This window comes from Microbacterium paludicola (assembly GCF_039529675.1).
GTDB lineage: Bacteria > Actinomycetota > Actinomycetes > Actinomycetales > Microbacteriaceae > Microbacterium > Microbacterium paludicola.
Genome location: NZ_BAAANG010000003.1, coordinates 83,617 through 108,410 on the forward strand (window position 1 = coordinate 83,617; position 24,794 = coordinate 108,410).

Sequence of the window (24,794 nt, forward strand, 5' to 3'; positions counted from 1 at the left end):
GCGGGCCTGCCAGAATGTCGGTGTGATCGGTACCATTGACGACTTCCGGGCCACGTTCGCTGTCGAACCCGGCTACCTGAACTGGGCGGCGTTCGGCCCGCTCAGCCCCGCCGTGCGCGACGACGCGCTCGCCGACCTCGAGCTGCTCGGCACGGGGCGCACGAGCAGCATCGCGCACGTCGCCGAACGTGAGGGTGAGGCGAGGGCGGTGCTCGCGCGGCTGCTCGGCGCGGCGGACGACGAGGTCACCCTGCAGCCGTCGTCCACCTATGGCCTCATGCACGCGGTGTACGGCCTCGCGGGCGGCATCCTCGCCTCGCCTGCCGAGTTCCCGAGCATCCCCACTGCCATCACGCGCGCCGCCGACGCCTTCGGGCTGGTTCATCCGCAGTGGCTGAGCGCGCCCCACGGGTTCGTGACCCCGGATGCCGTCGCCGAGGCGGTCGACGACGAGACGGTCGCGCTGGTGGTCAGTCACGTCGACTTCCGCACCGGCTACCGCGCCGATCTGCCCGCGCTGCGCGAGGCGATCGGGCCCGACCGGCTGCTCATCGTCGACGCGGTGCAGAGCTTCGGGGTGGTCGACGCCGACTGGCAGGCCGCCGACGTCGTGTGCGGCCACGGCTATAAGTGGCTGCGCGCGGGGCGGGGCACCGGCTTCGCCTGGTTCGGCGCCCGCGCCCGGGCGCGCATCGCGCCCGTACTGTCCGGCTTCCGGGGTGCCGAGGGCGGGATGACCGTGGACGCGGTGCCGATGCCGGCGTCCTCCGCCCAGGCCTACACGGTCAGCGGTGCCGACGCGCTGGTCGGTGCGGGAGCCCTGGCCGTCGCGCTCGCCGAGATCGAGGCCGTCGGCGTCGTCGCCGTCGAAGCGGCGCTCAGCGAGCGCACGGAGCGCGTGATCGAGATCGCCCAGCGGCACGACATCCCCGTGGTGACGCCGCTCGACCCGACCCGCCGCGCCGGCATCGTCGCGCTCGAGCCCGAGAACGCCGCGGCGCTCGGAGCCGAGCTCGCCAACCGTGGCGTGGCGGTGACCGCACGGGCGGGGACCGTGCGCGTCGCGCCCCACGTCGGCACCGACGACGAGACGCTCGGCCTGTTCGAAGAGGCCTGCGCGGCGTTCGCCCAGCAGCGTTCCTGACGCGCCGGCCGCGGTCGCGCATCCGGTTCATCTGTTCGTAACGAATGACACCCTTGTAATTCGGTCGGTTGCGGACGTACCGTGTGGGCAACGGGTAAGGCGCCCGTTCGAGTCGGCCATCAAGGATCGCGACTCGTGGCCCCCAGGTCGACTCGTTGAAGCCGGGCAAGGTTCCCGGGTCGGGAGTGGGGCGTGACCAACACGATGTCTCAGCAGGCCAGCAGCCGCAGCACCACCGCACGGCGCAAGGCCGCTTCACACGAATCCGCGCAGAGCCTGCGCACCTACGTGCTCGACACGTCGGTGCTGCTGAGCGATCCGCGGGCGTTCTTCCGCTTCGCCGAGCACTCCGTCGTCATCCCGGTCGTGGTGATCTCGGAGCTCGAGGGCAAGCGCCACGATCCCGAACTCGGCTACTTCGCCAGGCAGGCGCTCCGCCACCTCGACGAGCTCCGCGTGGAGCACGGCCGTCTCGACTTCCCGGTTCCGGTCGGCGACGGCGGCACGCTGCGCGTCGAGCTCAACAACACCGACGCGACCGTGCTGCCGAGCGGCATCCGGCTCGGCGACAACGACAGCCGCATCCTGGCGGTCGCGATGCACCTGGCGCAGGACGGCCAAGAGGTCACCGTGATCTCCAAGGACATGCCGATGCGCGTGAAGGCCGCATCCCTCGGCATCGCCGCGGAGGAGTACCTCGCCGAGCAGGCAGTCGACTCCGGATGGACGGGCATCGCGACGCTGCATCTCTCGGGCGACGACATGGCCGACCTCTATGAGAGCGAGGTCGCCTCTCACGAGGACGTCCGCGGGCTTCCCATCAACACCGGGCTCGTCATCCAGTCGGAGCGCGGTTCCGCCCTGGGCCGGGTGTCGGGGGACTCAGAGGTGCGTCTCGTGCGCGGCGACCGCGACGTGTTCGGACTTCACGGCCGATCGGCCGAGCAGCGCATCGCCATCGACCTTCTCCTCGACCCGGAGGTCGGCATCGTCTCGCTCGGCGGACGCGCGGGAACCGGCAAGTCGGCGCTCGCCCTGTGCGCGGGCCTCGAGGCGGTGCTCGAGCGGCAGCAGCAGAAGAAGATCATCGTCTTCCGCCCGCTGTTCGCCGTCGGCGGTCAGGAGCTCGGCTATCTTCCCGGCGACCAGGCCGAGAAGATGAACCCGTGGGGCCAGGCGGTGTACGACACGCTCGGCTCGGTCGTCTCGACGAACGTGCTCGACGAGGTCGTGCAGCGCGGCATCCTCGAGGTGCTGCCGCTCACGCACATCCGCGGGCGCTCGCTGCACGACGCGTTCGTGATCGTCGACGAGGCGCAGTCGCTCGAGCGCAACGTCCTGCTCACGGTGCTGAGCCGCATGGGGCAGAACTCTCGGGTCGTCCTCACGCACGACGTCGCCCAGCGCGACAACCTGCGCGTCGGCCGCCACGACGGCATCGCGAGCGTGATCGAGAGCCTCAAGGGCCACGGGCTGTTCGGCCACGTCACCCTGACGCGGTCGGAGCGCTCGGCGATCGCGGCGCTCGTCACCGACCTGCTGGAGTTCGGCGAGCTGGCCTGATCCACCCTCGAAGGGAGCGCCCGGGCCACGCGGCCCGGGCGCTCCCTCGCGCGGCGGCCGTCCGATCCGCCGGTCGCGTCGGTGGCGCTCGCCGCACCGCGTGCACGGTAATGTGTGTGTCGCACCCGGGAGCCGGCCCACGGCACGGGCGCGACGCTGCGGCTGTCGCCGCGCTGTCAATGACGACAGGAAGGCATCTCATGGGTTCCGTGATCCTGCTGCTGGTCGGCCTCGCGATCTTCGCGGCCGGCTACCTCATCTACTCGAAGTACCTCGGCAGGAGCGTGCTGCGCCTCGACGCGGGCTTCCGCACGCCCGCGCACGAGAAGAACGACGGCGTCGACCACGTCCCCACGAACAAGTTCGTGCTGTGGGGACACCACTTCACGTCGGTCGCGGGCGCCGCGCCCATCGTCGGTCCGGCCGTCGCCGTGATCTGGGGCTGGCTGCCCGCGTTCCTGTGGGTCACGATCGGCACCGTGTTCTTCGCGGGCATGCACGACCTCGGCGCCCTGTGGGCCTCCGAGCGCAACAAGGGCCGCTCCATCGGAGCGCTCGCCGCGCGCTACATCGGCCGACGCGGCTCGTACGTCTTCCTGTTGGTGATCGCGCTGCTGCTGCTTATGGTGATCGCGGCGTTCGCGGTGGTCATCACGAACCTCCTGATCGGCAGCCCGTCCGCCGTGATCCCGGCGTGGGGCGCGATCCCCGTCGCCGTGCTCATCGGACTTGCCGTGTACAAGCTGCGCTGGAACCTCACGGTCGTGACGATCGTCGGCGTCGTCGTGCTGTACGCGCTGATCGCCGTGGGCGACGCGTTCCCGATCGTGCTTCCCGACCCGATCCTCGGGATGAGCCCCGCCACCTTCTGGATCATCGCTCTCTTCGTCTACGCCGGCATCGCGTCGCTGCTGCCCGTGTGGCTGCTTCTGCAGCCGCGCGACTACATCAACGGCGTTCAGCTGTTCGTCGGCCTGGCCATCCTGTTCGTGGGAACCATCTCGGCCGGTCTGTTCTTCGGCAACGACTTCGTCGCTCCCGCCTTCAACACCGCGGTGCCCGAGGGCACGCCCGACATCTGGCCGCTGCTGTTCGTCACGATCGCGTGCGGCGCGATCAGCGGGTTCCACGGCGCCGTCGCGAGCGGCACCACGTCGAAGCAGCTGGACAAGGAACCCGACGCGCGGTTCGTCGGCTACTTCGGCGCCGTGGGCGAGGGAATGCTCGCGCTCGGGTCGATCATCGCCACCACAGCCGGCATCCAGAGCGTCGCCCGCTGGAACGAGATCTACAGCGCGTTCAACGAGGGCGGCGTGAACGCGTTCGTCGAGGGCGGCGGCAACATCATCGAGCTGGGCCTGGGCCTGCCGGCGTCGCTGTCGGCCACCGTGCTCGCCACCATGGCCGTGCTGTTCGCCGCGACGACCATGGACACCGGCGTGCGCCTGCTGCGGTTCGTCTTCCAGGAAGCGGGCGAGATCGTCGGCGTCCGCATGAACACCGTCGTGGGCACGCTGCTGGTGCTGGTCGTGAGCGTCGGGCTCGTGTTCAGCCAGGGTGTGGGCGGCTCGGGCGGGCTCGCGATCTGGCCGCTGTTCGGCACAACCAACCAGCTGCTGGCGTCGCTGACGCTGATCATCGTGTCGATCATGCTGATCCGGAAGCGTCGCAACGTGGTCGTCACGCTGGTCCCGCTCGCGATCGTGTTCGTGGCCGCGTTCTGGGCCGCGATCGTGCAGCTCGGCGCCTTCTGGAACGACGGTGTCGAGACCAACTGGCTGCTGCTGGTGCTCGACGTGATCATCATCGTCGCGGCGGTCTGGGTCGCGGTCGAAGGCATCATGGCCATGCGCCGCGCCGCGGCCGAGCCTCCGGAGGCCGATGACGCCGATCTCACCGACCACCTGACCGAGCCCGTTCCCGTGGCGAGGTGACGCCGTGTCGTCGCGCTGGGCCGCGTTCGCGGAAGGGCTGAGGGAGTACTACCAGGGCCCGTACCGCAGCACCTTCGCCCGGGCCCGGCGCGACGAGGACGACCACTTTATGCTCGTGGTGCTCGCGGAGTCGCTCGGCGTGCCGGATCCCGCCGCGTACTACTCGGCCGAGTTGCTGCCCGCGGTGTACGAGGACTTCCACGCGTGGCATCAGCGCGCGGGGATCCCGCGCAGTCCGCTGGACCACATCGCATGCTGCTGAACGACATCGCCGCGCGCCGGGCGGTGTTCGTCGGCGGCAAGGGCGGCGTGGGGAAGACATCCCTCACCTCGGCGATCGCGCTCGCGAGGGCGCGCGAGGGGGCGCGCGTGCTTGTGGTGTCGACCGATCCGGCGCACAACCTCGGGCACCTGTGGCAGAGCGAGGTGGGCGACGAGATCACCGCGCTGTGGTCGTCCCCGCAGGGGGCGGGCGCGGTGCACGGCGTCGAGATCGATCCAGCCCGCACGGTCGACGCGCACCTCGCGGCTGTGTCTGAGTCCATGACGCGGCTGCTGCCCGAGCGCCTGCACCGGCCGGCGCGCGCCCACCTCGAGTCGGCTCGGCACGCGCCGGGCACCCACGAATCGGCCGTGCTCGACCGGGTCGCCGAGGCGCTGGAGACGGGGCTGGAGCGGTACGACCTGGTGCTGTTCGACACGGCTCCGTCGGGCCACACGCTGCACCTGCTCGCGATGCCCGAGCGGATGACGGTGTGGACCGAGCAGCTGCTCGCGAATCGCGACCGCTCGGAGCGCTACGCGGTGGCGTACGGCGCGCTGGGCGGCATCCGTGACACGTCGGATCGCGACGCGGAGCTGCGGCGCGTGCTGCGGCGTCGCCGGGAGCGCTTCGCGCTCATGCGGGATCTTCTGGCCGACCCCGCGCGTGCGGGGTTCGTGCTGGTGCTCGTGCCGGAGCCCCTGCCGGTGGCGGAGAGCCGGGAGGTGGCCGTTCAGCTGACGCAGCTGGGCATCGGCCTGATCGGCGTCGTGGCGAACCGGCTGTCACCGGGCGACCTCATGCCCTCCCGGCGCGCGCGCGAGGAGCAGCTGCTGTCGGACCTCGACCTCGGCGCTCGGGTCACACGGGTCCCGCTCGTCGACGACGCCGTGGGGCTGCCGGCGCTGGAGCAGCTGGCCGCGGCGCTCGGCTGGCCGTCGCGCTGAGCCGCTCGACCATCGCCCGAGACGACGAGGGGCGGCGAGCCGAAGCCCGCCGCCCCTCCGAGGACCGGACCGGATCAGCCCGCGTGCGTCATCGAGAGCAGGTCGAGCTTCTCGTCGAGCTGCGCCTCGGTGAGCTCGCCGCGCTCGACGTAGCCGAGGTCGATGACCGCCTCGCGCACCGTGATGCCCTTCGCGACCGCGTGCTTGGCGATCTTGGCGGCGGCCTCGTAGCCGATCAGCTTGTTCAGCGGCGTCACGATCGACGGGCTCATGCCGGCGAAGGCCGCGGCGCGCTCGAGGTTCGCCTCGAGGCCCGTCACGGTCTTGTCCGCGAGCACGCGCGAGGCGTTCGCGAGCAGGCGGATGGACTCGAGCAGCGCCGTGCCCATCACGGGGATCGCGACGTTGAGCTCGAACGAGCCCGACGCACCCGCCCACGCGACCGTGGCGTCGTTGCCGATGACGCGGGCGGCGACCATGAGGACGGCCTCCGGGACGACGGGGTTGACCTTGCCCGGCATGATCGAGGAGCCGGGCTGCAGGTCGGGGATGTGAAGCTCGCCGAGGCCGGTGTTCGGGCCCGATCCCATCCAGCGCAGGTCGTTGTTGATCTTGGTGAGCGACACCGCGATGGTGCGCAGGGCACCCGACGCCTCGACGAGGCCGTCGCGGTTCGCCTGAGCTTCGAAGTGGTCCTTCGCCTCGGTGATCGGCAGGCCGGTCTCGGCCGCGAGCAGCTCGATGACCTTCTGCGGGAAGCCGAGCGGCGTGTTGATGCCGGTGCCGACGGCGGTGCCGCCGAGCGGCACCTCGGCGACGCGGGGGAGCGCCGCCTCGATGCGCTCGATGCCGAGGCGCATCTGGCGGGCGTAGCCGCCGAACTCCTGGCCGAGCGTGACGGGCGTGGCGTCCATCAGGTGGGTGCGGCCCGACTTGACGGCGTCCTTCCACAGCACGGCCTTCTCCTCGAAGGCCGTGGCGAGGTGGTCGAGCGCGGGGACGAGGTCCTCGATCAGCGCCTGCGTCACGGCCACGTGAACCGAGGTCGGGAAGACGTCGTTGGACGACTGCGACGCGTTGACGTGGTCGTTCGGGTGCACGTCGGCGCCGAGCTTCTGCGTGGCGAGGGTGGCGAGCACCTCGTTCATGTTCATGTTCGAGGACGTGCCGGATCCGGTCTGGTACGTGTCGACCGGGAAGTGCGCGTCGTGCTGGCCGGTGACGACCTCGTCCGCGGCCGCCGCGATGGCATCGGCGATCGCGCCGTCGAGGGTGCCGAGCTCCTTGTTGGCGAGCGCCGCGGCCTTCTTGATGCGCGCGAGGGCGGCGATCTGCGTCGACTCGAGGCCCTTGCCCGAGATCGGGAAGTTCTCCACGGCGCGCTGGGTCTGCGCGCGGTAGAGCGCGGACGCGGGTACGCGCACCTCGCCCATTGTGTCGTGTTCGATGCGGTACTCGATCTCGGTCACTTCGTCGTTCCTCCGGTTTGGATCGGGCTCGGGGTTCGGGCTGCGCGTCAGGCGGCGTCGCTGTGCTGGGTGCCAAGGATGACGTCGGGCACGACGGTGCCCTCGGCGAGGCGGTAGTTCGCGCCGACGATGGCAAGGCGGCGCTCGGCGACCGCGGTGCTGATCAGCTCGGAGCGCTGCAGCAGCGCCGTGACCGTGTCCCGCAGGTGCTCGCGGCCGACGAGGTCGGCGTCGACGGTCTCGGGGGTCACTCCGTCGGCCGCGCCCGCGCGGAGCACGCGGCGCACGGCGGGGACGATCGGCGCGATCAGGCGCCAGATCGACGGCGGCAGCACCGGCGCATCCGCGTGGGTGCTCTCGATCGCCGCGCGGACGGCTCCGCACGCGTCATGCCCGAGGACGACGATCAGCGGCACCTTCAGCACCTCGACCGCGTACTCGAGGCTGCCGACGATCGAGTCGCCGGCGACCTGGCCGGCGTTGCGCACGACGAACAGGTCGCCGAGGCCCATGTCGAAGATGATCTCGGCCGACAGGCGCGAGTCCGAGCAGCCGAACAGCGCCGCCCGGGGCGTCTGCGCGGCGGCGATCGTGTGGCGGCGCTCGACGTCCTGGTGGGGGTGCTCCGGGGCGCCCGCGACGAAGCGCGCGTTCCCGGCCAGCATGCTCTCCCAGGCCTCGTCGGGGGTCACGTGCGTCATTCACTCTCCTCGGTCAGGGCGCGCACCTGCGGCGCGATCATCTCGGCGATCTCCGCCGTCTTCTTCGGGGTCGAGGTGCCGTACAGCAGGATGTGGTCGGTGCCTGCCTGGGTGCCGAGCGCGTACGTCACGTTCTTGTTGCGCGTCGGATCGACCTCGTACGTCTGCCAGGTGATGCCTCCCGCGACGACCTCGCCGGCGGGTGCCGTGCCGCCGAGCTGCTGTGCGGCCCAGGTCGCGTCCGCGTCGAACCCCTGCACGAAGCGCAGGAAGCTCTCGTCGCCGGGGACGTAGAGCACCTCCCAGCGCGGCGTGTCACCGGGGACGACCTTCGCCTCGTTGACGAACCAGCCGTTCTCCTTCGTGGGGGCGGGCAGGTCCGGCAGGATCACCGTGCGCTCGTAGGCGGTGCTCGCGGCGTCGGCCGCCGGGGCGGGGTCGACGCTGCGGTGCTCGCCGGGGCCGCCGCGGGGGACGACCAGGACGATGACGACGACGATCGCGAGCGTCACCAGCAGCGCGAAGATGAGGTTCCGGAAGTTCTGGCTCTCGCGGTAGGCCTTGGAGTTCGCGGCCTTGCGGACTGCGGTCTCCTCGGGCGTCTCCGGACGGCCGAGCTCGGCGACGACGCGCGGCTCGCGGGCCATCAGGCGTCGTCTCCGGCCTCGCCCGCGGCCTGCGCGGCCTCGAGGCGGCGCTTGGCGCCCCGCAGCCACTCATCGCAGCGGGCGGCGAGAGCCTCGCCGCGCTCCCACAGGGCGAGCGACTGCTCGAGGGTCGGCGCTCCCTGCTCGAGCTCGCCGACGACGCGCACGAGCTCGTCGCGCGCCTGCTCGAACGAGAGCGTGGCGACGTCCGGGAGGGAGGTGTCCGAGGTCACGTACTCCATCCTACTTTCCGGCATCCGACGTCCCGGTCGCGGTGGTCGGGCCCTCCGGGAGCTCTCCGGTCGACGTGGCGCCGACGGATCCGCGATCGAGCGTCACGACGATCGGGGTGCCGGCGGGCGCCTGCTGCGCGTCGCGCAGGATGACGCTGCCGTCGGTGTGCGCGATCGCGTAGCCGCGCGCGAGCGTGGCGGCAGGGGACAGGGCGCGCAGCGACGCGCGAAGCTCGGCGGTGCGCAGCAGCCCCTGCTCGACGCGGCGCTGAGCGAGGTCGCGGCCTCGGCTGACCAGCTGCCAGACGTCCTGCGTGCGGGTGCGGATGAGGTGGTCGGGAGAGCGCAGGGCGGGTCGCGAGCGCAGCTGCTCGAGCTGCGCGATGTCGTGCGAGATCCGCTGGGTGAGCCGCATCGTCATCCGCGAGCGCAGCTGCGCGACGATCGCGCGCTGCTCGCCGACGTCGGGCACGACGCGCTTCGCCGCGTCGGTGGGAGTGGACGCGCGGAGGTCGGCGACGTCGTCGAGCAGGGGATGGTCGTTCTCGTGCCCGATCGCGCTGACCACCGGCTTCGTGGCGGCCGCGACCGCGCGCAGCAGGCGCTCGTCGCTGAAGCCGAGCAGGGTCTGCGGATCGCCCCCGCCGCGCGCGATCACGATCACGTCGACCTCGGGGTCCGCGTCGAGGCGCTTGAGGGCCGCCAGCGTCTCGGGGACGCACCGGTCGCCCTGCACGGCCGCGTACTCGGTGCGGAAGCGCACCTGCGGCCAGCGCAGCTCGGCGTTGCGGTGGACGTCCTTCTCGGCGTCGCTGCGCTCGCCCGTGATGAGGCCGATGCAGTGCGGCAGGAAGGGGAGCGGCTTCTTGCGCGCGGCGTCGAACAGGCCCTCGGCCCGCAGCTGGGCGCGCAGCTTCTCGAGGCGCTCGAGCTGCTCGCCGAGGCCGACGTGCCGCATCGCGGACACCTGGAACGAGAAGTCGCCGCCGCGGGGGTAGAAGTCGGCCTTCACGCAGGCGACGACGTGGTCGCCGATCTTGAGGTCGGCGGGCATCCGGTTGCGTGCGCTCGACCAGATCCGGATGGAGATCTGTGCGTCTCCCTGCGCGTCCTTCAGCCGCGCGTACACCGCTCCGGCGCGCACGTTCCACGAGGTGATCTCGCCCTCGACCCAGACCGAGCCCCACCGCTCGATGAAGCCCTTGATCGTCTGGTTCAGCCGGCCGATCGAGGTCGGCGCGTCGGGGGTGGAGTCGCGTGGTGCGACGCTGTCGGGCGGCGGCGCCTCGCCGGGCACCGCCACAGGCTGGAACGACGTCACTTCGGGTCCCTTCGGTCGCTCGGTACGGGCGCATGACGCCCCGGCTTCCGCGCGTGGCGTGCGTCCCGGGCCCGCTCGGGCCCCGTACAGGGGGCCGACCGTAGAATCGAGATGTGAGCGCCACCGCCATCTCGCTGCCCGTGCCCGCCATCCCGGCACGTCGTGCACAGGTTCGTCGCGAGCCCCTTCAGGATATCCCCGTGCCCGGACACAAGCGGGTGCTGCTCGCAGCCCCCCGTGGATACTGTGCGGGCGTCGATCGCGCCGTCGTCGCGGTCGAGAAGGCGCTCGAGCGCTACGGCGCGCCCGTGTACGTGCGCAAGCAGATCGTCCACAACATCCACGTCGTCACCGAGCTCGAGGCGAAGGGGGCGATCTTCGTCGAGGAGGTCGACGAGGTCCCCTCCGGCGCGCATGTCGTCTTCAGCGCGCACGGCGTCTCGCCCGCCGTGGTGAACGCGGCATCCGATCGCGGCCTGCAGGCGATCGACGCCACGTGCCCGCTGGTGACGAAGGTGCACCGCGAGGCGGTCCGCTTCGCGCGCGACGACTTCCAGATCCTGCTGATCGGCCACACGGGGCACGAGGAGGTCGAGGGGACCGCCGGAGAGGCGCCCGACCACGTCACCATCGTGAACTCGCCCGAGGAGGCCGACACCGTCGAGGTCGCCGACCCGAACAAGGTCGTGTGGCTGTCGCAGACAACGCTGTCGGTCGACGAGACCATGGAGACGGTGCGGCGCCTGCGGGAGCGCTTCCCGCAGCTGCAGGATCCGCCGTCGGATGACATCTGCTACGCCACCCAGAACCGTCAGGTCGCAATCAAGAAGATCGCGCGCGAGGCGGACCTGGTGATCGTGGTGGGCTCGGCGAACTCGTCGAACAGCGTGCGTCTCGTCGAGGTCGCGCTGGAGCACGGCGCCAAGGCCGCCTACCGCGTCGACTACGCCGACGAGGTGCGCCAGGAGTGGCTCGACGGCGTCGAGACCGTGGGCGTCACCAGCGGCGCCTCGGTGCCCGAGGTGCTCGTGCAGGAGGTCCTCGCCGACTTGTCGGGCGCGGGCTACCGCGACGTCGAGGAGGTGCGCACCGCGGAGGAGGACCTGATGTTCTCGCTGCCCAAGGAGCTGCGCCAGGACCCGACGGGCCGCCGCGATGAGCGCGCGCTCGGCGGCCGGAGCCGCGCGTGAGGCGTCGTCCTCCGCGATCGCACCGAGCAGGAGCAACCCGTGTCTGACTCGACCTCCGGCCTTCCCTTCGGCGACCGGCCTCGCCCGCAGTACGGCGAGTACGCGACGCCCGAGGAGCAGGCGGCGCGCATCCGCCAGCCGCTTCCCGCGCCGGCGCCCGCAGAGCCCGCGCCTGCAGCCGCACCCGCTTCTCCGTCAGGCTGGCCCGACGCGGCGCCGGCCAAGCGGGCGCCGAGCACGCCGGGCCGGATCGTCGACCGCGCCGTCGCGATCGCCATGCTCGCCTACGGCCTGCTGAGCCTCCTCAGCGCGATCCCCGCGATCCTGGATCCGGCGGCGCTGCTTCCGGCGCTCGGTCTGGATCCCGATGACTTCGCCATGACCACGACCGGGGTGTGGGGGGTCGTCGCGGCGATCTCGCTCGGCCTCGGCTGGGCGCTCACCGCCTGGGCGACGTGGGCCGCGCACAAGCGCGGCTGGATCGTGTTCTGGATCCCCATCGTCGGCGGATTCGTGTTCAACACGCTCGCGGCGATCCTGGTCTCGACGCCCCTGCTGGCGGATCCCGCGGTGCGCGACGCCATCCTGAATCAGATCGGCGGCTGACGGGTCCCGCCCCGATCGGGGGCGGATCAGGGTCGGCTGAGGGACGAATCCGGGGCGGGTCGGCGCCGAAGACGCGCCCGGACGGGTGAGACTGAGGGTGATGAGTCCCTTGAGTCGCCGCCGTCGTCTCCGCCTTGCGCGGTTCGGGCTGTTCGTCGCGCTCGCCGTCGGGCTCGGGGCCGGGATCACGACCTTCGCGAACTCCGCCGTCGGTCCGCCCGACGGGCCCAGGGCGGTCGCCGAGGAGCCCGCGGCCTCGGAGGCGCCGCTTCCCGAACTCGAGGCGGCCGACCTCCCGTGGCCGAGAGAGGGAGCCGCCGCGGTCGCGATCGGGGACGGGGACGGGGACGTGCTGACGCCCTCCGATGCCCCGCGGCCGATGGCGAGCATCACCAAGCTGATCACGGCGCTGATGGTGCAGGATGCGCGGCCGCTCGCGGTCGGCGAGTCGGGCCCGGAGTTCTTCTTCGTCGAGAAGTGGAACAACTCGTACGAGGAGTACCTCGCCCGCGACGAGTCGGCGCTGCCGGTTCCCGCGGGCGGCACGCTCACGCAGCACCAGCTGCTGCAGGGGATGCTGCTCGGATCTGCATGCAACTACGCCGACATCCTCGTCGAGGACATCTGGGGCGATGATGCGGCGTTCGCGGCCGCCGCCGCCGAGTTCCTCGCCGCGCACGACCTCGCCGGGATCACCGTTACCGAGCCGACCGGCATCGATCCGGCGAACACCGCGTCGCCCTCGGCCCTGATCGATCTGGGCCGGCTCGCGCTCGCCGATCCTGTCATCGCCGAGATCGTCGCGACCGCGCAGGTCGAGCTGCCGGGCGCGGGGCTCGTGGAGAACACGAACGACCTGCTGGCGGATCCGGGCGTCGTCGGGATCAAGACCGGAACGCTCGACGGCAGCAACCTGCTGTCGGCGAAGGACGTCGCCGTCGGCGACCGCACGGTGCGGGTCTACACCGTCGTGCTGTCCCAGGCGGACGACGAGGCCCGGTTCGTCGAGTCCCGCGCGCTCTACGCCGCTGTCGAGGCGGAGCTCGCCGCCGGCTGACCGCGCTCAGGCGAGGGCGGGGGAACATCCGCGGAACGGCGGGCGTCAGGCGCGGATGCCCCGCAGCAGCACGGCAAGCAGGACGTCGCGGTCGTCGCGGGGTCCGAGCCGCGCTGCGTGCTCGACCCCGCAGACGAGGCGCTGCAGGCGCGGCGCGTCGATGTCGGCCCGCACGACGCCGGTCTCGCGTGCGCGGGCGAGAACGCCCTGCCAGGTGGTCAGGATCTCGCGCTTCGCCTCGCGCACCTCATCGGTTTCGTCCTGGTTCGACAGCAGCACGCTCTGCAGGCCGCCCTCCTCCAGCTGCAGCTCCAGCGCCGCCGACAGCAGCCGCTCGAGGGCGGCAGCGGGGTCGGGCTCGGTCTCGGAGGAGAGACGATGACCTGGGACCCTCAGCACCTGCCCGACCTGACCGGGCGCACCTTCGCCGTGACCGGCGCGACCGCCGGCATCGGCTACTTCGCGGCCGAGCAGCTGGCCGCGGCCGGCGCGCACGTCGTGCTCGCATCGCGCTCCGCCGCCAAGCTGGCCGTCGCCGAGGCGGCGATCCGCGGCCGCGTGCCGAGCGCGGCGCTCGACTCGGTCGTGATCGACCTCGCCTCGCTCGATTCCGTGCGGACGGCCGCCTCGGCGCTCGCGGCGCTTCCCGCGCTGCATGGCGTCTTCCTGAACGGCGGCGCGATGGCGTTCGGTCGCGCGCTCACCGCCGACGGCCGTCCACTGCTCGTGGGCACGCACGCGGTCGCGAATGTCGCGCTGGTGGAGGGGATCCTGGATTGTCTCGTCGCGACGGGCGGCGAGAGCGGCATGCACTCCCGCATCGTTCACGCCTCGACCGGCTTCGTGCGCCGCTGGAACGTCTCGGTCGACGATCTGACGCGTCCGTCGCGCGTCGGCGTGCTCGCCTACACGCAGGCGAAGAAGGCGACCGAGATCTTCGCGTACGAGCTCGACCGACGGCTGCGCGCGAACGGACTGCCCGTGGCGTCGCTCGTGGCGCATCCGGGCGTGGGCGTGGACGCGCGCACTCCGCAGCGACCGGGGATCCGCGACGCGACGACGCCCTCTCAGCGCAACCCGTTCACGCCGTGGGCGCAGGGAAAGGATGCGGCGGCGTGGTCGGGTGTGCGCGCTCTGACCGACCCCGGGGCCTCCGGGGGTGAGTACTTCGGTCCCGCCGAAGGGATGCGCGGCCTTCCCGCGCGGATAACGCCGCTCGCGCGCACCGCGGATCCGGCACCCGGGGTCGCGGATGCCGTCTGGGCGCAGCTGGAGCGGCTCGCGGGAGCGGAGATCCGCATCGGCGCCCTGCGCTGATCCGCGCGCTCAGACGACGAACGCCCCGGGGCCGCGAGGCTCCGGGGCGTTCGTGCGAGGGGGTCAGCGCTGCGACTGACCCGCCGAGCCGAGCTGCTTGGTTGCCTCGACGACGCGAGCGGCCATCGCCGTCTCGGCGACCTTGCCCCAGGCGCGCGGGTCGTACTGCTTCTTGTTGCCGACCTCGCCGTCGACCTTCAGCACGCCCTCGTAGTTCGAGAGCATGTACCCGGCGACCGCACGGGTGAAGGCGTACTGCGTGTCGGTGTCGATGTTCATCTTGATGACGCCGTTGGACACCGCGGTCGCGATCTCCGCGTCGGTCGAACCGCTGCCGCCGTGGAAGACGAGGTCGAGCGGCTTCGCGCCGGTGCCGAACTTGGCGGCGATGCCCTCCTGGATCTCGCCGAGCAGCTCGGGGCGGAGCTTGACGCCGCCCGGCTTGTAGACGCCGTGGACGTTGCCGAAGGTGAGGGCCGAGATGTAGCGGCCGTTCTCGCCGAGGCCGAGCGCCTCGACGGCCTGGGTGACGTCGCCGACCGTCGTGTACAGGGCCTCGTTCGAGCCCTCGTGCACGACGCCGTCCTCCTCGCCGCCGACCACGCCGACCTCGATCTCGAGGATCGCGCCGATGTTCTTGGTGCGGGGGAGCAGCTCCTTGGCGATGTCGATGTTCTCGGCGAGCGGCACGGCCGAGCCGTCCCACATGTGCGAGTGGAAGATCGGGGCGCCGCCGGCCTTCACCTGCTCCTCGGAGGCCGCCAGGATCGGCAGCAGGAAGCTGTCGAGCGCGTCCTTCGGGCAGTGGTCGGTGTGCACGGCGACGGTGATGTCGTAGGAGGCCGCGACGCGCTTGACGTACTCGGCCATCGCGATCGCACCGACGGCGCGGTTCTTGACCGTGTGGCCGGCGAAGTAGTCGGCGCCGCCGGTCGTGACCTGGAGGATGCCGTCGCTGCCGGCTTCCTGCAGACCCTGCAGGACCGCGTTGATCGTCTGCGAGCTCGAGACGTTGAACGCGGGGTACGCGAAGCCGCCGGCCTTCGCGCGGTCGAGCATCTCTGCGTACTGATCCGGGGTGGCGAAGGCCATGTGTGCTCCTTGGAAGTGGGCGATGATTCGCCGCCCAGTCTAGGGAAAGTCGGCCGTTCATGCCGTCGCCGGGGGTCGCGGAGGGCGCCCCTTTGCGGTATCGGCAAGAATGCGGATTCCTGCCGTGCGCGGTCCCGGAAATCCGGGCGCGGATCGCAATACGCTCGGGGCATGCAGACGACGGACATGGCCCCGCTCCACCCCGACCGGAACATCGCGCTGGAGCTGGTGCGCGCCACGGAGGCGGCGGCGATCCGCGCCGTGCCGTTCATCGGCCGTGGGGCGAAGGAGGCGGCGGACGGCGCCGCCGTCGACGGCATGCGGGCCTTCCTGTCCACCGTCGATTTCGACGGCGTGGTCGTGATCGGCGAGGGCGAGAAGGACAACGCGCCCATGCTCTACAACGGCGAGCACGTCGGCACCGGTCGCGGACGCTCATACGACATCGCGGTCGATCCGATCGACGGCACGTCGCTCACCGCGGCGGGGCGCCAGAACGCCCTATCGGTCATCGCGATGTCGGATCGCGGCACGATGCTCGATGCGTCGAGCGTCTTCTACATGGACAAGCTCGTGACCGGGCCCGCCGGCGTCGGGGTCGTCGACATCCGCCTGCCCATCGGCGAGAACATCCGCCTGCTCGCCAACGCGCTCGGAAAGCCGGTCGACGAGATGGTCGTCTCGGTGCTGAACCGTCCGCGCCACGAGAAGCTCATCCAGGAGATCCGCGAGGCCGGGGCCGGCACCCGCCTGATGAGCGACGGCGACGTCGCGGGCGGGATCAACGCCGCGCGCCACGACGCGCGCACCGACATGTGCGTGGGCGTGGGGGGCAGCCCCGAGGGGATCGTGACCGCGTGCGCGATCAAGGCCCTCGGTGGGCACATCCAGGGCCGGCTCTGGCCCCGGGACGACGAGGAGCGTCAGAAGGGCATCGACGCGGGGCTGAAGATGGACCACGTCTACGAGGCCGACGACCTCGTCGCCGGCAACAACACGCTCTTCGTCGCGACGGGTGTCACGGACGGGCAGCTCGTGGCGGGCGTGCGCCGCCAGGGCGACTACGTGTACACGGAGAGCGTCGTGCTGCGCAGCCACTCGGGGACGATGCGCCGGATCTCGTCCGATCACCTCGTGTCGAAGTGGCTCTGATTCCCGCCTGGTGGGTGTCGCGCCACGCGTGACTCAGCTGTGACCGACTTCGGAGGTTCGGAGTGGGAGAATAGGCCCGGCGGATCTCGGACACAGCAGGGGGAGCGAAGGTATGTCAGTTCAGCACGCGCCGGTTCAGCATGTGGCCGATCAGGGCGCAGCGCAGCCGGTGTTCACTGACCCCGCTCGCCGTCCCGATGTTCTCCTGCGCGTGCGTCGCGCGCCCGGGCAGGAGCCCAGCGTCTGGTGGTTCATCGGCGCCTTCGTCGGCTTCTCGGGCGCGGTCACCGCGCTGCTGAGCTTCATCCCCGGCTGATCGGCTCGCTCTCCTCGGTGGCCCGCGGTTCCGCGGGCGCGAGCCGCGACTGATCGAGTCGCAGGGCGATCGATTCGGTCACGGGCTCGTCCAGCGCGGGCTCGTCCAGCGGCGCATTGCCCAGCGCTTCCAGGAGCTCGGGTGCCGCCATCCGGCGCGTCGATGCGTGCAGCGGGCGGGGCTCGGGCATCGCGGCGAGCTTGGTCTCGTCGATGCCGGGGAACTGCCGCGCCGTGACGAGCACGCGCGACTCGAGTGAGCCGGCGAACTTGTTGTAGCTGTCGACCGTGCGTTCGATCGCGCGGCGCAGACCGTCGGCGTGCTGGGCGAGGGTGCCGAGCCGCTCGTAGAGCTGGTTGCCGAGCGTGAACAGGGTGCGGGCCTCGTCGGAGACCTCCTGCTGCGTCCAGGCGTAGGCGACGGTCTTGAGCACCGCCCAGAGGTTCACGGGCGAGGCGAGGGCCACCCGCTTGGAGAACGCGTACTCGAGCAGCGTCGGGTCCTCGTCGAGCGCGACGGCCAGGATCGACTCGCTCGGCAGGAAGCACACGACGAACTCGGGGCTCGACGTGAGGCCCGCCCAGTACGCCTTGCGGGCGAGGGCGTCCACGTGCCCCCGCACGGCCTTGACATGCTGCTTGAGCAGCTGCCGGCGGCGGCGCGCGTCTTCCCCCACGGCGGAGTCCGGAATCGCCGCCGCGTCGAGGAACGCGTCGAGCGGCGCCTTCGCGTCGATGGCGATCGCCTTGTCGCCCGGCAGGCGCACCACCATGTCGGGGCGCCCCGAGACGTCGTCGCCGGTCAGCACGGTCTGCGTGTCGAAGTCGACGTGGCGGACGAGGCCGGCCGACTCGACGACGCGGCGCAGCTGCGCCTCGCCCCACACCCCGCGTGCCGTGGTCGATCGCAGCGCGCCGGCGAGCGACTCGGTCGTTGTGCGCAGCGCCTCGTCGGAGGCCTGCGCGCGCCGCAGCTGCTCGGCGATCGTGCCGAACTGGCTGTGACGCTCGCGCTCCATCTCGTCGACGCGCTGCTGCATGCGCTGAAGGCTCTCGCGCACAGGGGAGAGGGCGGTGAGCACGGCGCTCTCGCGGCGTGCGCGCTCCTCCGCCTCCGCGCGCTCCCGCTGTGCGTGCGCGACGGCGTCGTGGCGCAGATCCTGCTCGCGCTCGAGCGACTCGCGCAGCGCCGCCACCTCGGCGTCGCGCGCCGCGAGGGCCGCGCGACCCTCGGCCGCGTCGCGGCCCGTGCGGCTCGCGTGCGCGAACCAGCCGATCGCCGCGCCCGCTGCGAGGGCGACGATCACGAGCAGAAGGGCGAGTGCGTCCATGGCTCCAGCATGACCGGGGCCACCGACATCCGGCCGGAGGCCGCGCGCGCAGCCCTCAGGCCGCGAGCACGGCGGGCTGGATCTGTCCGATCCTGGTGCCGATCAGCGCGGCGAGGCCGTCCACGTCCTCGGCGCCCGAGCGGCGCGCCGCGTCGATCAGGATGTGCGCGCACGCGAGGGCATCCGCCACCGCGTCGTGATGGGCGAAGCCCGAGAACCCGGCGGCCTCCGCGGCCACGGGAAGGCGGTAGGAGGGAAGCTGATAGACCTTGCGCGCCACCTGCAGCGTGCAGGCGTAGCGGTAGGCGGGCAGGTCGTAGCGGGTGACCTCGCAGGCGGTGCGCAGCACGCCCATGTCGAAGCTCGCGTTGTGGGCGACGAGCACGTCGTCGCCGGCGAAGCCGATCAGATCCTCGATCTGCTCATCCCAGCCGAGGGCGTCGACGACATCCTCTTCGCGGATGCCGTGGATCCGGGTGTTCCACTCGTGGAACTCGTCGTGGCCGGCGGGCGGGCGGATGAGCCATCCGGCCGTCTCGACGACCTTGCCGTCGCGCACCTTGGTGAGCCCGACCTGGCAGGCGCTCGCCCTGGATCCGTTCGCCGTCTCGAAGTCGATCGCTGTGAAGTCCAGGGCCACGGATCGAGTCTGAGCGGCGACACGACGGAGCCCCGGCAGGCGCGCCGCCGGGGCTCCGATCGAGGGGCGTCAGTCGCCGGAGGTGTGGACGCCCTCCGCCTCGTCGGCCTCGTGGATGAGCTTGCGCACCCACGGGCTCACGGCGAACAGTGCCACCGCGAAGACGGCCGCGATCACGCCGGTCCAGCCGAAGTACGCGACATCCGAGACGCCCTCCGTCGCCTGCACGACCTGCGCAGTGATGGCGGACCCCGCCGCCGGGGCGAGGAACCAGAGGCCCATCGCCTGGCCGCGGAAGGCCTTCGGCGCGAGCAGCGTCGTCGCCGCGAGGCCGACGGGGGAGAGGAACAGCTCGCCGAGAGTCTGGATCACGTAGACACAGATGAGCAGGATGGCCGGCGCCTTGCCGTCGCCCGCGAGCCACGCGCCGCCCGCGAGGACCACGAACGACACGGCGGCGAGTGAAAGGCCGATCGCGAACTTGTACGGGACGGCGGGGCGATCGTGCGTCTTCACCCAGATCCACGCGAACACGGGCGCGAACACGAAGATCACGAACGGGTTGATCGACTGGAACATCTCCGGGCCGATCTGCACCCCGAGGATGCTCAGATCCGTCTTGTCGGCCGCGAACGTCGTGAGCGTGGTGGCCGCCTGATCCAGGATCATCCAGAACAGCATCGCCGCGACGAACAGCGGGATGTAGGCGAGCAGGCGGCTGCGCTCGGGCGCGGTGACCTTGGGGGAGCGGTACATCAGCACGAACGCGACGACCGGCGCGAGCAGGCCGACGTAGCTGAGCGTGTCGATCATGGCGTTCATTCCCCAGCCGCCCTGCAGCAGCGAGGCGACCACCGCGAGCACCGCGACGCCGGCGAGCACCAGGGCGATCATCCGGATCACCTTCGGCACCTCGGCGCGGGGGATCGGGTTCGGCACCACGTCGCCCTCGGCGGAGAGCAGACGGCGACCGCCGATGAAGAAGGCGACGGCGAGCGCCATGCCGATCGCGGCGACGAGGAATCCGGCGTGGAAGCCGAAGGCCATGCGGACGGGGGCGATGATCAGCGGCGAGAAGAACGAGCCGAGGTTGATGCCCATGTAGAAGATCGAGAAGGCCGACTGCCTGCGCGGGTCCTCACGCGAGTAGAGGTCGCCGACCATCGTCGACACGTTCGACTTCAGCAGACCGGTGCCGACGGCGACGAGGACCATGCCGAGGTACGTGAACGCGCCTCCCGGCAGTGCGAGGCTCACGTGGCCGGCGGCGATCACGATGCCGCCGTAGAGCGTTGCGCGGCGGGAGCCGATGATCCGGTCGGCGAGCCAGCCGCCGACGATCGTGAGCAAATACACGCCCGTGCCGTAGATCGCGACGAGAGCCTGGCCGGTGGTCTCGTCGAGAGCCAGGCCGCCCTCCGACAGCTCCGCCGTGAGAAACAGCAGCAGGATCGCGCGCATGCCGTAGAAGCTGAAGCGCTCCCACATCTCGGTCGTGAAGAGCGTCAGCAGGCCGAGAGGGTGACCGAAGAACCGCCGATCTGCGGACGGAGACGCGGTCTTCTCGGTGAGGGAGGTCATCCCTCCAGGTTCGCACCAGGCACCTCCACGGAACCTCAAGATGCCCGTCCGGGCCGCGGACGGTGCCCGCGTAGACTGGTCTCCCGTGGCTCTTACCATCGGAATCGTCGGCCTTCCCAACGTCGGCAAGTCGACCCTCTTCAACGCCCTGACCAAGAACACGGTTCTCGCGGCGAACTACCCGTTCGCGACGATCGAGCCGAACGTGGGCGTGGTGGAGCTGCCCGACCCGCGGCTGAACCGCCTCGCCGAGATCTTCGGGTCGGCGCGGATCCTGCCGGCTCCCGTGTCGTTCGTCGACATCGCCGGCATCGTGCGTGGCGCGAGCGAGGGTGAGGGCCTGGGCAACCAGTTCCTCGCGAACATCCGCGAGGCCGACGCGATCGCGCAGGTGGTGCGCGGCTTCGCCGACTCGGACGTGGTGCACGTCGACGGCAAGGTCGACCCGGCGTCCGACATGGAGACGATCAACACCGAGCTGATCCTCGCCGATCTGCAGACCCTTGAGAAGGCGGTCCCGCGCCTCGAGAAGGAGGTCAAGGGCAAGAAGGCGGATCCGTCCGTTCTCGCCGCCGCGCAGGACGCGAAGGCCGTGCTCGACTCGGGCAAGACGCTGTTCCAGGCAGGCTTCGACGTGTCGCCGATCCGCGAGCTCGGTCTGCTGACGGCCAAGCCCACCCTGTTCGTCTTCAACGTCGACGAGGGAGTGCTGACCTCGCCCGAGCGCATGGACGAGCTTGCGGCGCTGGTCGCCCCCGCCAAGGCCGTGTTCCTCGACGCGAAGGTCGAGTCGGAGCTCATCGACCTCGACCCCGAAGAGGCCCTCGAGCTGCTGCAGTCGCTCGGCCAGGAGGAGTCGGGGCTGGATCAGCTCGCCCGCGTCGGCTTCGAGACCCTCGGCCTGCAGACCTACCTGACGGCGGGCCCCAAGGAGTCGCGCGCCTGGACGATCCGCAAGGGCTGGACCGCCCCGCAGGCCGCGGGCGTCATCCACTCGGACTTCGAGCGCGGCTTCATCAAGGCCGAGGTCGTGGCGTTCACGGATCTGGATGAGGCCGGCTCGATGGCCGAGGCGAAGGCCCGCGGTCGCGTCCGTATCGAGGGCAAGGACTACGTCATGGCCGACGGCGACGTGGTGGAGTTCCGCTTCAACGTGTAGCCGGCCGGTCGCCGGTGGCGACGATCCCTATGCTGGCGCGCATGACGCGCATCCTTGTCACTGGCATGTCGGGCGCCGGCAAGTCGACGTTGCTCGCCGAGCTGGCACGTCGAGGACTGCTCACGGTGGACACCGACTTTGACGGCTGGCAACTGCCGGGTGGACTGTGGGACGAGCGCCGTATGAGCGAACTCCTAGAACGACATCACGACCTCGTCGTATCAGGAACGGTCGAGAACCAGGGGCGGTTCTATGACCGTTTCGATCATGTGGTGCTGCTCAGCGCGCCGGTGAATGTGCTCATCGAACGCGTGGCGACGCGGACGAACAATCCCTATGGCCGCACCGCTGAGCAGCAGACGGAGATCCGCCGATATGTGGCGGAGGTGGAACCACGGCTCCGTCGCGGCGCGAGCATCGAACTCGACGGGCGTTGCGGTGTCGAGGAGCTGGCTGACGCGATCGAGGCGCTCGGATAGCGAGACCCGCATCCAGAGGTTGTTCGGTGCCATAACGTGGTGGAGTTCCGCTTGAACGCGTCACCCCGGGTGAAGCCCGTAGAAGCGCCGCAACGTCACAGCCCGAAGGAGCTCGCCATGCCCGTCATCGCCATCATCGGAGCCGGACCGGGACTCGGCGCGGCCGTCGCGCGTCGCTTCGGCCGCGAAGGCTTCTCGGTCGCACTGATCTCGCGCGACCGATCGAAGCTCGACGCCATGGCGGCGGAGCTGGCCTCGGCGGGCGTGACGGCCAAGGGCTACTCAGCGGACGTGCGTGTGCCCGCCGAGCTCGAAGACGCGCTCGGTCGTGCCGCAGCAGACCTCGGCGCCATCTCGGTCCTCCAGTACAGCCCGCTTCCGTCTCGCGACTACCTGAAGCCTGTCCTCGAGCTGACCCCTGAACTCGCACTGGAGGCTCTGCAGTTCTCCGCGCTCGGCCTGATCCACTCCGTCCGCGCGGTGCTGCCGGCGATGCGGGAGGCGGGAGATGGCAGCATCATCCTGATCAACGGCGGGACCTCGGTGAAGGCGCGGGCCGGCTTCGCCGGGACCTCCGTCGCCTTCCCGGCGGAGAGCGCGTACGGCGAGATGCTCCACGACGCCCTCGAGGACGAGGGTGTCCGGGTCACGCAGCTCGTGATCCCGGGAGCGATTCCCCGTCTCCAGCTGCCCAACGGCATCGATGACGTGGCCGACCGGATCTGGGAGCTGCACACCGATGGAGGGCCCTTCCGAACCATGCTCATCCCGCTCGAAGAGGGCAGGGAGTAGGGGCGGCCACGGGGTCGTAGGTCCCCTCTAACGCGCCGGGACCGCGAGACCGCATTTCCGGCGCGGGACAGCATCCGACGATCTAGGTCTCGTGCTGCGATTGCGGTCTCGTGCCGTGCCGCGCCGTCCGGCACGTACCGCGCGGTCTGGTGTCCGGTCCCGGGCTTATCTCGGCATCGCTCGGCCGGGATAATGGCCGCATGCTCACGGGACTCGCGGACGTGGTCGGAGCCGTACTGCGCGGCTTCTTCTCCCTGCTGCGGCGCGTCCGTCATCCGCGCCCCATCCATTCGCGCGGGCTGGTGCTGACGGGGCAGGCGACCTGGCTGCCCGGTGCGTCGCCGTCGGGCATCGCCTGGATCGACGAGGCCCGGGCAGAGCCGCTCGAGGTGACCGCACGGCTGTCGCGGGGAGTCGGGCTGCCCGACAAACTGCCGGACGTGCTCGGCCTCGCCTTGCGATTCCACACCGACGAAGGGCGGACCGCGGATGTCCTGCTCGCGTCGACCGGCATCGGGTTCCCCTCCCGGTTCGTACTCGTGCCGCGGCGCGCGGCGACGGGCGCGACGTTCGGGAGTCTCCTGCCGTACCGCTCGCCGCGGGGGCCCGTGCTGATCTGCGGCCGGAGCGTCCCCTCGCGGGTGCTCCCCGCGGACCTGGAGCGCCTGCGGCGCTCGCTCCAGGAGCAGCCGTGGCGGATCCGGCTCTATCACGCGTCGCCGACCGAGAAGTGGCACCCCTTTGCGGACGTCCTGCTCCGGCCCGCTGCCGAGGCGGACTCGGCCGAGCTGCGTTTCGATCCGGTGCGGCATCCGCTCCCCGGATCCACGACCTACCCCTGGGTGCGCCGACTGCGGGAGCCGAGCTACCGCGCCGCGCAGCGCGGGACCTCCGGGTAGGCGCGCGGCGATCAGCGCGCCCCTCGCGGGTGCCTGCGAGAGACTGGGTCGGTGTCGAGATGCTGCCCGAGGACGCGGTGAGGAAGTCGGCGTCCGTCGCGGCGATCATGGTGACGGCGGCGGCGCTCGCCGCATGCGCGGCGGGCGCGACTGAGCCGCCCGGCGCGAGCGGCGCGGCGACGCTGCCGCCGACCGACGGCGTCTTCGACTATCAGCTCGGAGAGGTCTACGAACGCGTGGATCGCGGCGCCGGCCCCGTGGACATCGACGTGGTCGTACGCGACTCGACGGCGGAGCCACTCGAGGGCGCCTACAACGTCTGCTACGTGAACGGCTTCCAGACGCAGCCCGGTGACGCCGCGTTCTGGCTCGAACGCGACGACCTGCTGCTGCGGGATGCGACCGGCGGGCTCCTGGTGGATCCCGAGTGGCCCGACGAGTACATCCTCGATCCCTCGACCGCGGCCCAGCGGGACGGCATCGTCGACGTGCTCGGCCCCGTGATCGATGGCTGCGCGGCGGACGGCTTCGACGCCGTCGAGATCGACAACCTCGACACGTGGACGCGCTTCGACCGCGTCGACCGGGTCGGGGCGCATGCGCTCGCGACGGCGTATGTGGAACGTGCGCACGCCGCGGGGCTCGCCATCGCCCAGAAGAATGCCGCCGAGATCACGCGGATCGCTCACGACGAGCTCGGGTTCGACTTCGCGGTCACCGAGGAGTGCGGTGTCTGGGATGAGTGCGGCGCGTACACCGACGTGTATGGCAATCACGTCCTGCAGATCGAGTATCCGGATTCGCTCGACGAAGGATCCGCGACGTTCGGGGACGTCTGCCGGCTGCCGGATCGCGCGCCGCTGACGATCCTGCGAGACAGGGACCTCCTCGGTCCGAGCAGCGCGGACTACGTCTATCGCTCGTGCTGACACGTCCTGCGCCAGCATCGGCCGCTCACCGGCG

Annotated in this window: 26 protein-coding genes; 16 read left to right on the plus strand and 10 right to left on the minus strand. The window is 71.1% G+C overall.

The features are described from left to right. Positions 1–22: 22 nt before the first annotated feature. The 5 genes from ABD161_RS03150 to ABD161_RS03170 all read left to right on the plus strand — a co-directional run bounded on the left by ABD161_RS03150 (position 23) and on the right by ABD161_RS03170 (position 5,850). On the plus strand, positions 23–1,144 hold the full coding sequence (locus ABD161_RS03150; RefSeq protein ID WP_343999604.1) for an aminotransferase class V-fold PLP-dependent enzyme: 1,122 nt from the start codon (positions 23–25) through the stop codon (positions 1,142–1,144). A 204-nt stretch (positions 1,145–1,348) separates the two neighbouring features. Then, on the plus strand, positions 1,349–2,707 hold the full coding sequence (gene phoH2 / locus ABD161_RS03155) for an RNA 5'-3' helicase PhoH2 (RefSeq protein WP_228066677.1): 1,359 nt from the start codon (positions 1,349–1,351) through the stop codon (positions 2,705–2,707). Positions 2,708–2,907: 200 nt separating this feature from the next. Next, the gene (locus ABD161_RS03160) at positions 2,908–4,641 is read left to right on the plus strand and encodes a carbon starvation CstA family protein (protein WP_343999607.1); all 1,734 of its coding nucleotides are present in this window, start codon (positions 2,908–2,910) and stop codon (positions 4,639–4,641) included. Between the two features lie 4 nt (positions 4,642–4,645). After that, a complete protein-coding gene (locus ABD161_RS03165; protein ID WP_343999609.1) occupies positions 4,646–4,903 on the plus strand; it encodes a cory-CC-star protein in 258 nt (85 codons plus the stop codon). Further along, the gene (locus ABD161_RS03170) at positions 4,894–5,850 is read left to right on the plus strand and encodes an ArsA family ATPase (protein ID WP_343999611.1); all 957 of its coding nucleotides are present in this window, start codon (positions 4,894–4,896) and stop codon (positions 5,848–5,850) included. Before ABD161_RS03165 ends, ABD161_RS03170 begins: the two co-directional genes overlap by 10 nt. A 74-nt stretch (positions 5,851–5,924) precedes the next feature. Here ABD161_RS03170 and ABD161_RS03175 read toward each other — a convergent pair whose 3' ends face one another. The 5 genes from ABD161_RS03175 to xseA are packed head-to-tail and all read right to left on the minus strand — an operon-like array spanning position 5,925 to position 10,221. After that, complete coding sequence (locus ABD161_RS03175) at positions 5,925–7,319, minus strand: class II fumarate hydratase (protein WP_343999613.1); 1,395 nt, start codon at positions 7,317–7,319, stop codon at positions 5,925–5,927. A gap of 47 nt (positions 7,320–7,366) precedes the next feature. Then, entirely contained in the window at positions 7,367–8,020 is a 654-nt protein-coding gene (locus ABD161_RS03180; protein WP_343999615.1) for a carbonic anhydrase, read from the minus strand. Then, positions 8,017–8,667 carry a DUF4245 family protein gene (locus ABD161_RS03185; protein ID WP_135113721.1) on the minus strand — a complete coding sequence of 217 codons (651 nt, stop codon included), beginning with the start codon at positions 8,665–8,667 and terminating at the stop codon, positions 8,017–8,019. The genes ABD161_RS03180 and ABD161_RS03185 overlap by 4 nt, the downstream gene beginning before the upstream one ends. Continuing rightward, a complete protein-coding gene (locus ABD161_RS03190; protein ID WP_343999617.1) occupies positions 8,667–8,909 on the minus strand; it encodes an exodeoxyribonuclease VII small subunit in 243 nt (80 codons plus the stop codon). The genes ABD161_RS03185 and ABD161_RS03190 overlap by 1 nt, the downstream gene beginning before the upstream one ends. A 1-nt stretch (position 8,910) precedes the next feature. Then, positions 8,911–10,221 (minus strand): exodeoxyribonuclease VII large subunit, encoded by a 1,311-nt coding sequence (xseA, locus tag ABD161_RS03195; protein ID WP_343999619.1) that lies wholly within the window; start codon positions 10,219–10,221, stop codon positions 8,911–8,913. Between the two features lie 140 nt (positions 10,222–10,361). Between xseA and ABD161_RS03200 the strand changes: the two genes are divergently transcribed. The 3 genes from ABD161_RS03200 to ABD161_RS03210 all read left to right on the plus strand — a co-directional run bounded on the left by ABD161_RS03200 (position 10,362) and on the right by ABD161_RS03210 (position 13,074). After that, positions 10,362–11,411: a 4-hydroxy-3-methylbut-2-enyl diphosphate reductase gene (locus ABD161_RS03200; protein ID WP_425560779.1), complete on the plus strand. Its 1,050-nt coding sequence runs from the start codon at positions 10,362–10,364 to the stop codon at positions 11,409–11,411. 39 nt (positions 11,412–11,450) lie between these two features. After that, on the plus strand, positions 11,451–12,017 hold the full coding sequence (locus tag ABD161_RS03205) for a DUF6264 family protein (RefSeq protein WP_343999621.1): 567 nt from the start codon (positions 11,451–11,453) through the stop codon (positions 12,015–12,017). 100 nt (positions 12,018–12,117) lie between these two features. Next, positions 12,118–13,074 carry a D-alanyl-D-alanine carboxypeptidase family protein gene (locus ABD161_RS03210; protein ID WP_343999623.1) on the plus strand — a complete coding sequence of 319 codons (957 nt, stop codon included), beginning with the start codon at positions 12,118–12,120 and terminating at the stop codon, positions 13,072–13,074. A gap of 45 nt (positions 13,075–13,119) precedes the next feature. Here ABD161_RS03210 and ABD161_RS03215 read toward each other — a convergent pair whose 3' ends face one another. Then, positions 13,120–13,473, minus strand: a complete 354-nt coding sequence (locus ABD161_RS03215; RefSeq protein WP_343999625.1) for an SbtR family transcriptional regulator — start codon at positions 13,471–13,473, stop codon at positions 13,120–13,122. On the opposite strand from ABD161_RS03215, the gene ABD161_RS03220 reads away from it, so the two are divergent. Continuing rightward, complete coding sequence (locus tag ABD161_RS03220; RefSeq protein ID WP_343999627.1) at positions 13,453–14,391, plus strand: SDR family NAD(P)-dependent oxidoreductase; 939 nt, start codon at positions 13,453–13,455, stop codon at positions 14,389–14,391. The genes ABD161_RS03215 and ABD161_RS03220 overlap by 21 nt on opposite strands. A 63-nt stretch (positions 14,392–14,454) precedes the next feature. Here the strand turns inward: ABD161_RS03220 and fbaA are convergent, their stop codons facing one another. Next, positions 14,455–15,483 carry a class II fructose-bisphosphate aldolase gene (gene fbaA, locus ABD161_RS03225; protein WP_135113714.1) on the minus strand — a complete coding sequence of 343 codons (1,029 nt, stop codon included), beginning with the start codon at positions 15,481–15,483 and terminating at the stop codon, positions 14,455–14,457. A gap of 171 nt (positions 15,484–15,654) precedes the next feature. Between fbaA and glpX the strand changes: the two genes are divergently transcribed. Together glpX and ABD161_RS03235 are read left to right on the plus strand one after the other, a co-directional pair. Beyond that, complete coding sequence (gene glpX / locus ABD161_RS03230) at positions 15,655–16,635, plus strand: class II fructose-bisphosphatase (RefSeq protein ID WP_135113713.1); 981 nt, start codon at positions 15,655–15,657, stop codon at positions 16,633–16,635. Between the two features lie 112 nt (positions 16,636–16,747). After that, complete coding sequence (locus tag ABD161_RS03235; RefSeq protein ID WP_228066663.1) at positions 16,748–16,951, plus strand: UDP-N-acetylmuramyl pentapeptide phosphotransferase; 204 nt, start codon at positions 16,748–16,750, stop codon at positions 16,949–16,951. Here the strand turns inward: ABD161_RS03235 and ABD161_RS03240 are convergent. From ABD161_RS03240 to ABD161_RS03250, 3 genes are all read right to left on the minus strand, one after another. Next, on the minus strand, positions 16,938–18,281 hold the full coding sequence (locus ABD161_RS03240; protein ID WP_343999631.1) for a DNA recombination protein RmuC: 1,344 nt from the start codon (positions 18,279–18,281) through the stop codon (positions 16,938–16,940). The genes ABD161_RS03235 and ABD161_RS03240 overlap by 14 nt on opposite strands. 55 nt (positions 18,282–18,336) lie before the next feature. After that, the gene (locus ABD161_RS03245; protein ID WP_135113711.1) at positions 18,337–18,921 is read right to left on the minus strand and encodes a 3'-5' exonuclease; all 585 of its coding nucleotides are present in this window, start codon (positions 18,919–18,921) and stop codon (positions 18,337–18,339) included. A 69-nt stretch (positions 18,922–18,990) separates the two neighbouring features. Beyond that, positions 18,991–20,502: a peptide MFS transporter gene (locus tag ABD161_RS03250; RefSeq protein WP_343999634.1), complete on the minus strand. Its 1,512-nt coding sequence runs from the start codon at positions 20,500–20,502 to the stop codon at positions 18,991–18,993. A gap of 85 nt (positions 20,503–20,587) precedes the next feature. Between ABD161_RS03250 and ychF the strand changes: the two genes are divergently transcribed. The 5 genes from ychF to ABD161_RS03275 all read left to right on the plus strand — a co-directional run bounded on the left by ychF (position 20,588) and on the right by ABD161_RS03275 (position 24,760). Then, on the plus strand, positions 20,588–21,661 hold the full coding sequence (gene ychF, locus ABD161_RS03255) for a redox-regulated ATPase YchF (RefSeq protein WP_343999636.1): 1,074 nt from the start codon (positions 20,588–20,590) through the stop codon (positions 21,659–21,661). Positions 21,662–21,702: 41 nt separating this feature from the next. Then, on the plus strand, positions 21,703–22,140 hold the full coding sequence (locus ABD161_RS03260) for an AAA family ATPase (RefSeq protein ID WP_343999638.1): 438 nt from the start codon (positions 21,703–21,705) through the stop codon (positions 22,138–22,140). Between the two features lie 117 nt (positions 22,141–22,257). Beyond that, positions 22,258–22,932 carry an SDR family NAD(P)-dependent oxidoreductase gene (locus tag ABD161_RS03265; RefSeq protein ID WP_343999640.1) on the plus strand — a complete coding sequence of 225 codons (675 nt, stop codon included), beginning with the start codon at positions 22,258–22,260 and terminating at the stop codon, positions 22,930–22,932. 200 nt (positions 22,933–23,132) lie between these two features. Then, positions 23,133–23,831: a catalase family protein gene (locus ABD161_RS03270; protein ID WP_343999642.1), complete on the plus strand. Its 699-nt coding sequence runs from the start codon at positions 23,133–23,135 to the stop codon at positions 23,829–23,831. Positions 23,832–23,890: 59 nt separating this feature from the next. Further along, positions 23,891–24,760 carry an endo alpha-1,4 polygalactosaminidase gene (locus ABD161_RS03275; RefSeq protein WP_343999643.1) on the plus strand — a complete coding sequence of 290 codons (870 nt, stop codon included), beginning with the start codon at positions 23,891–23,893 and terminating at the stop codon, positions 24,758–24,760. Positions 24,761–24,794: the final 34 nt, after the last annotated feature.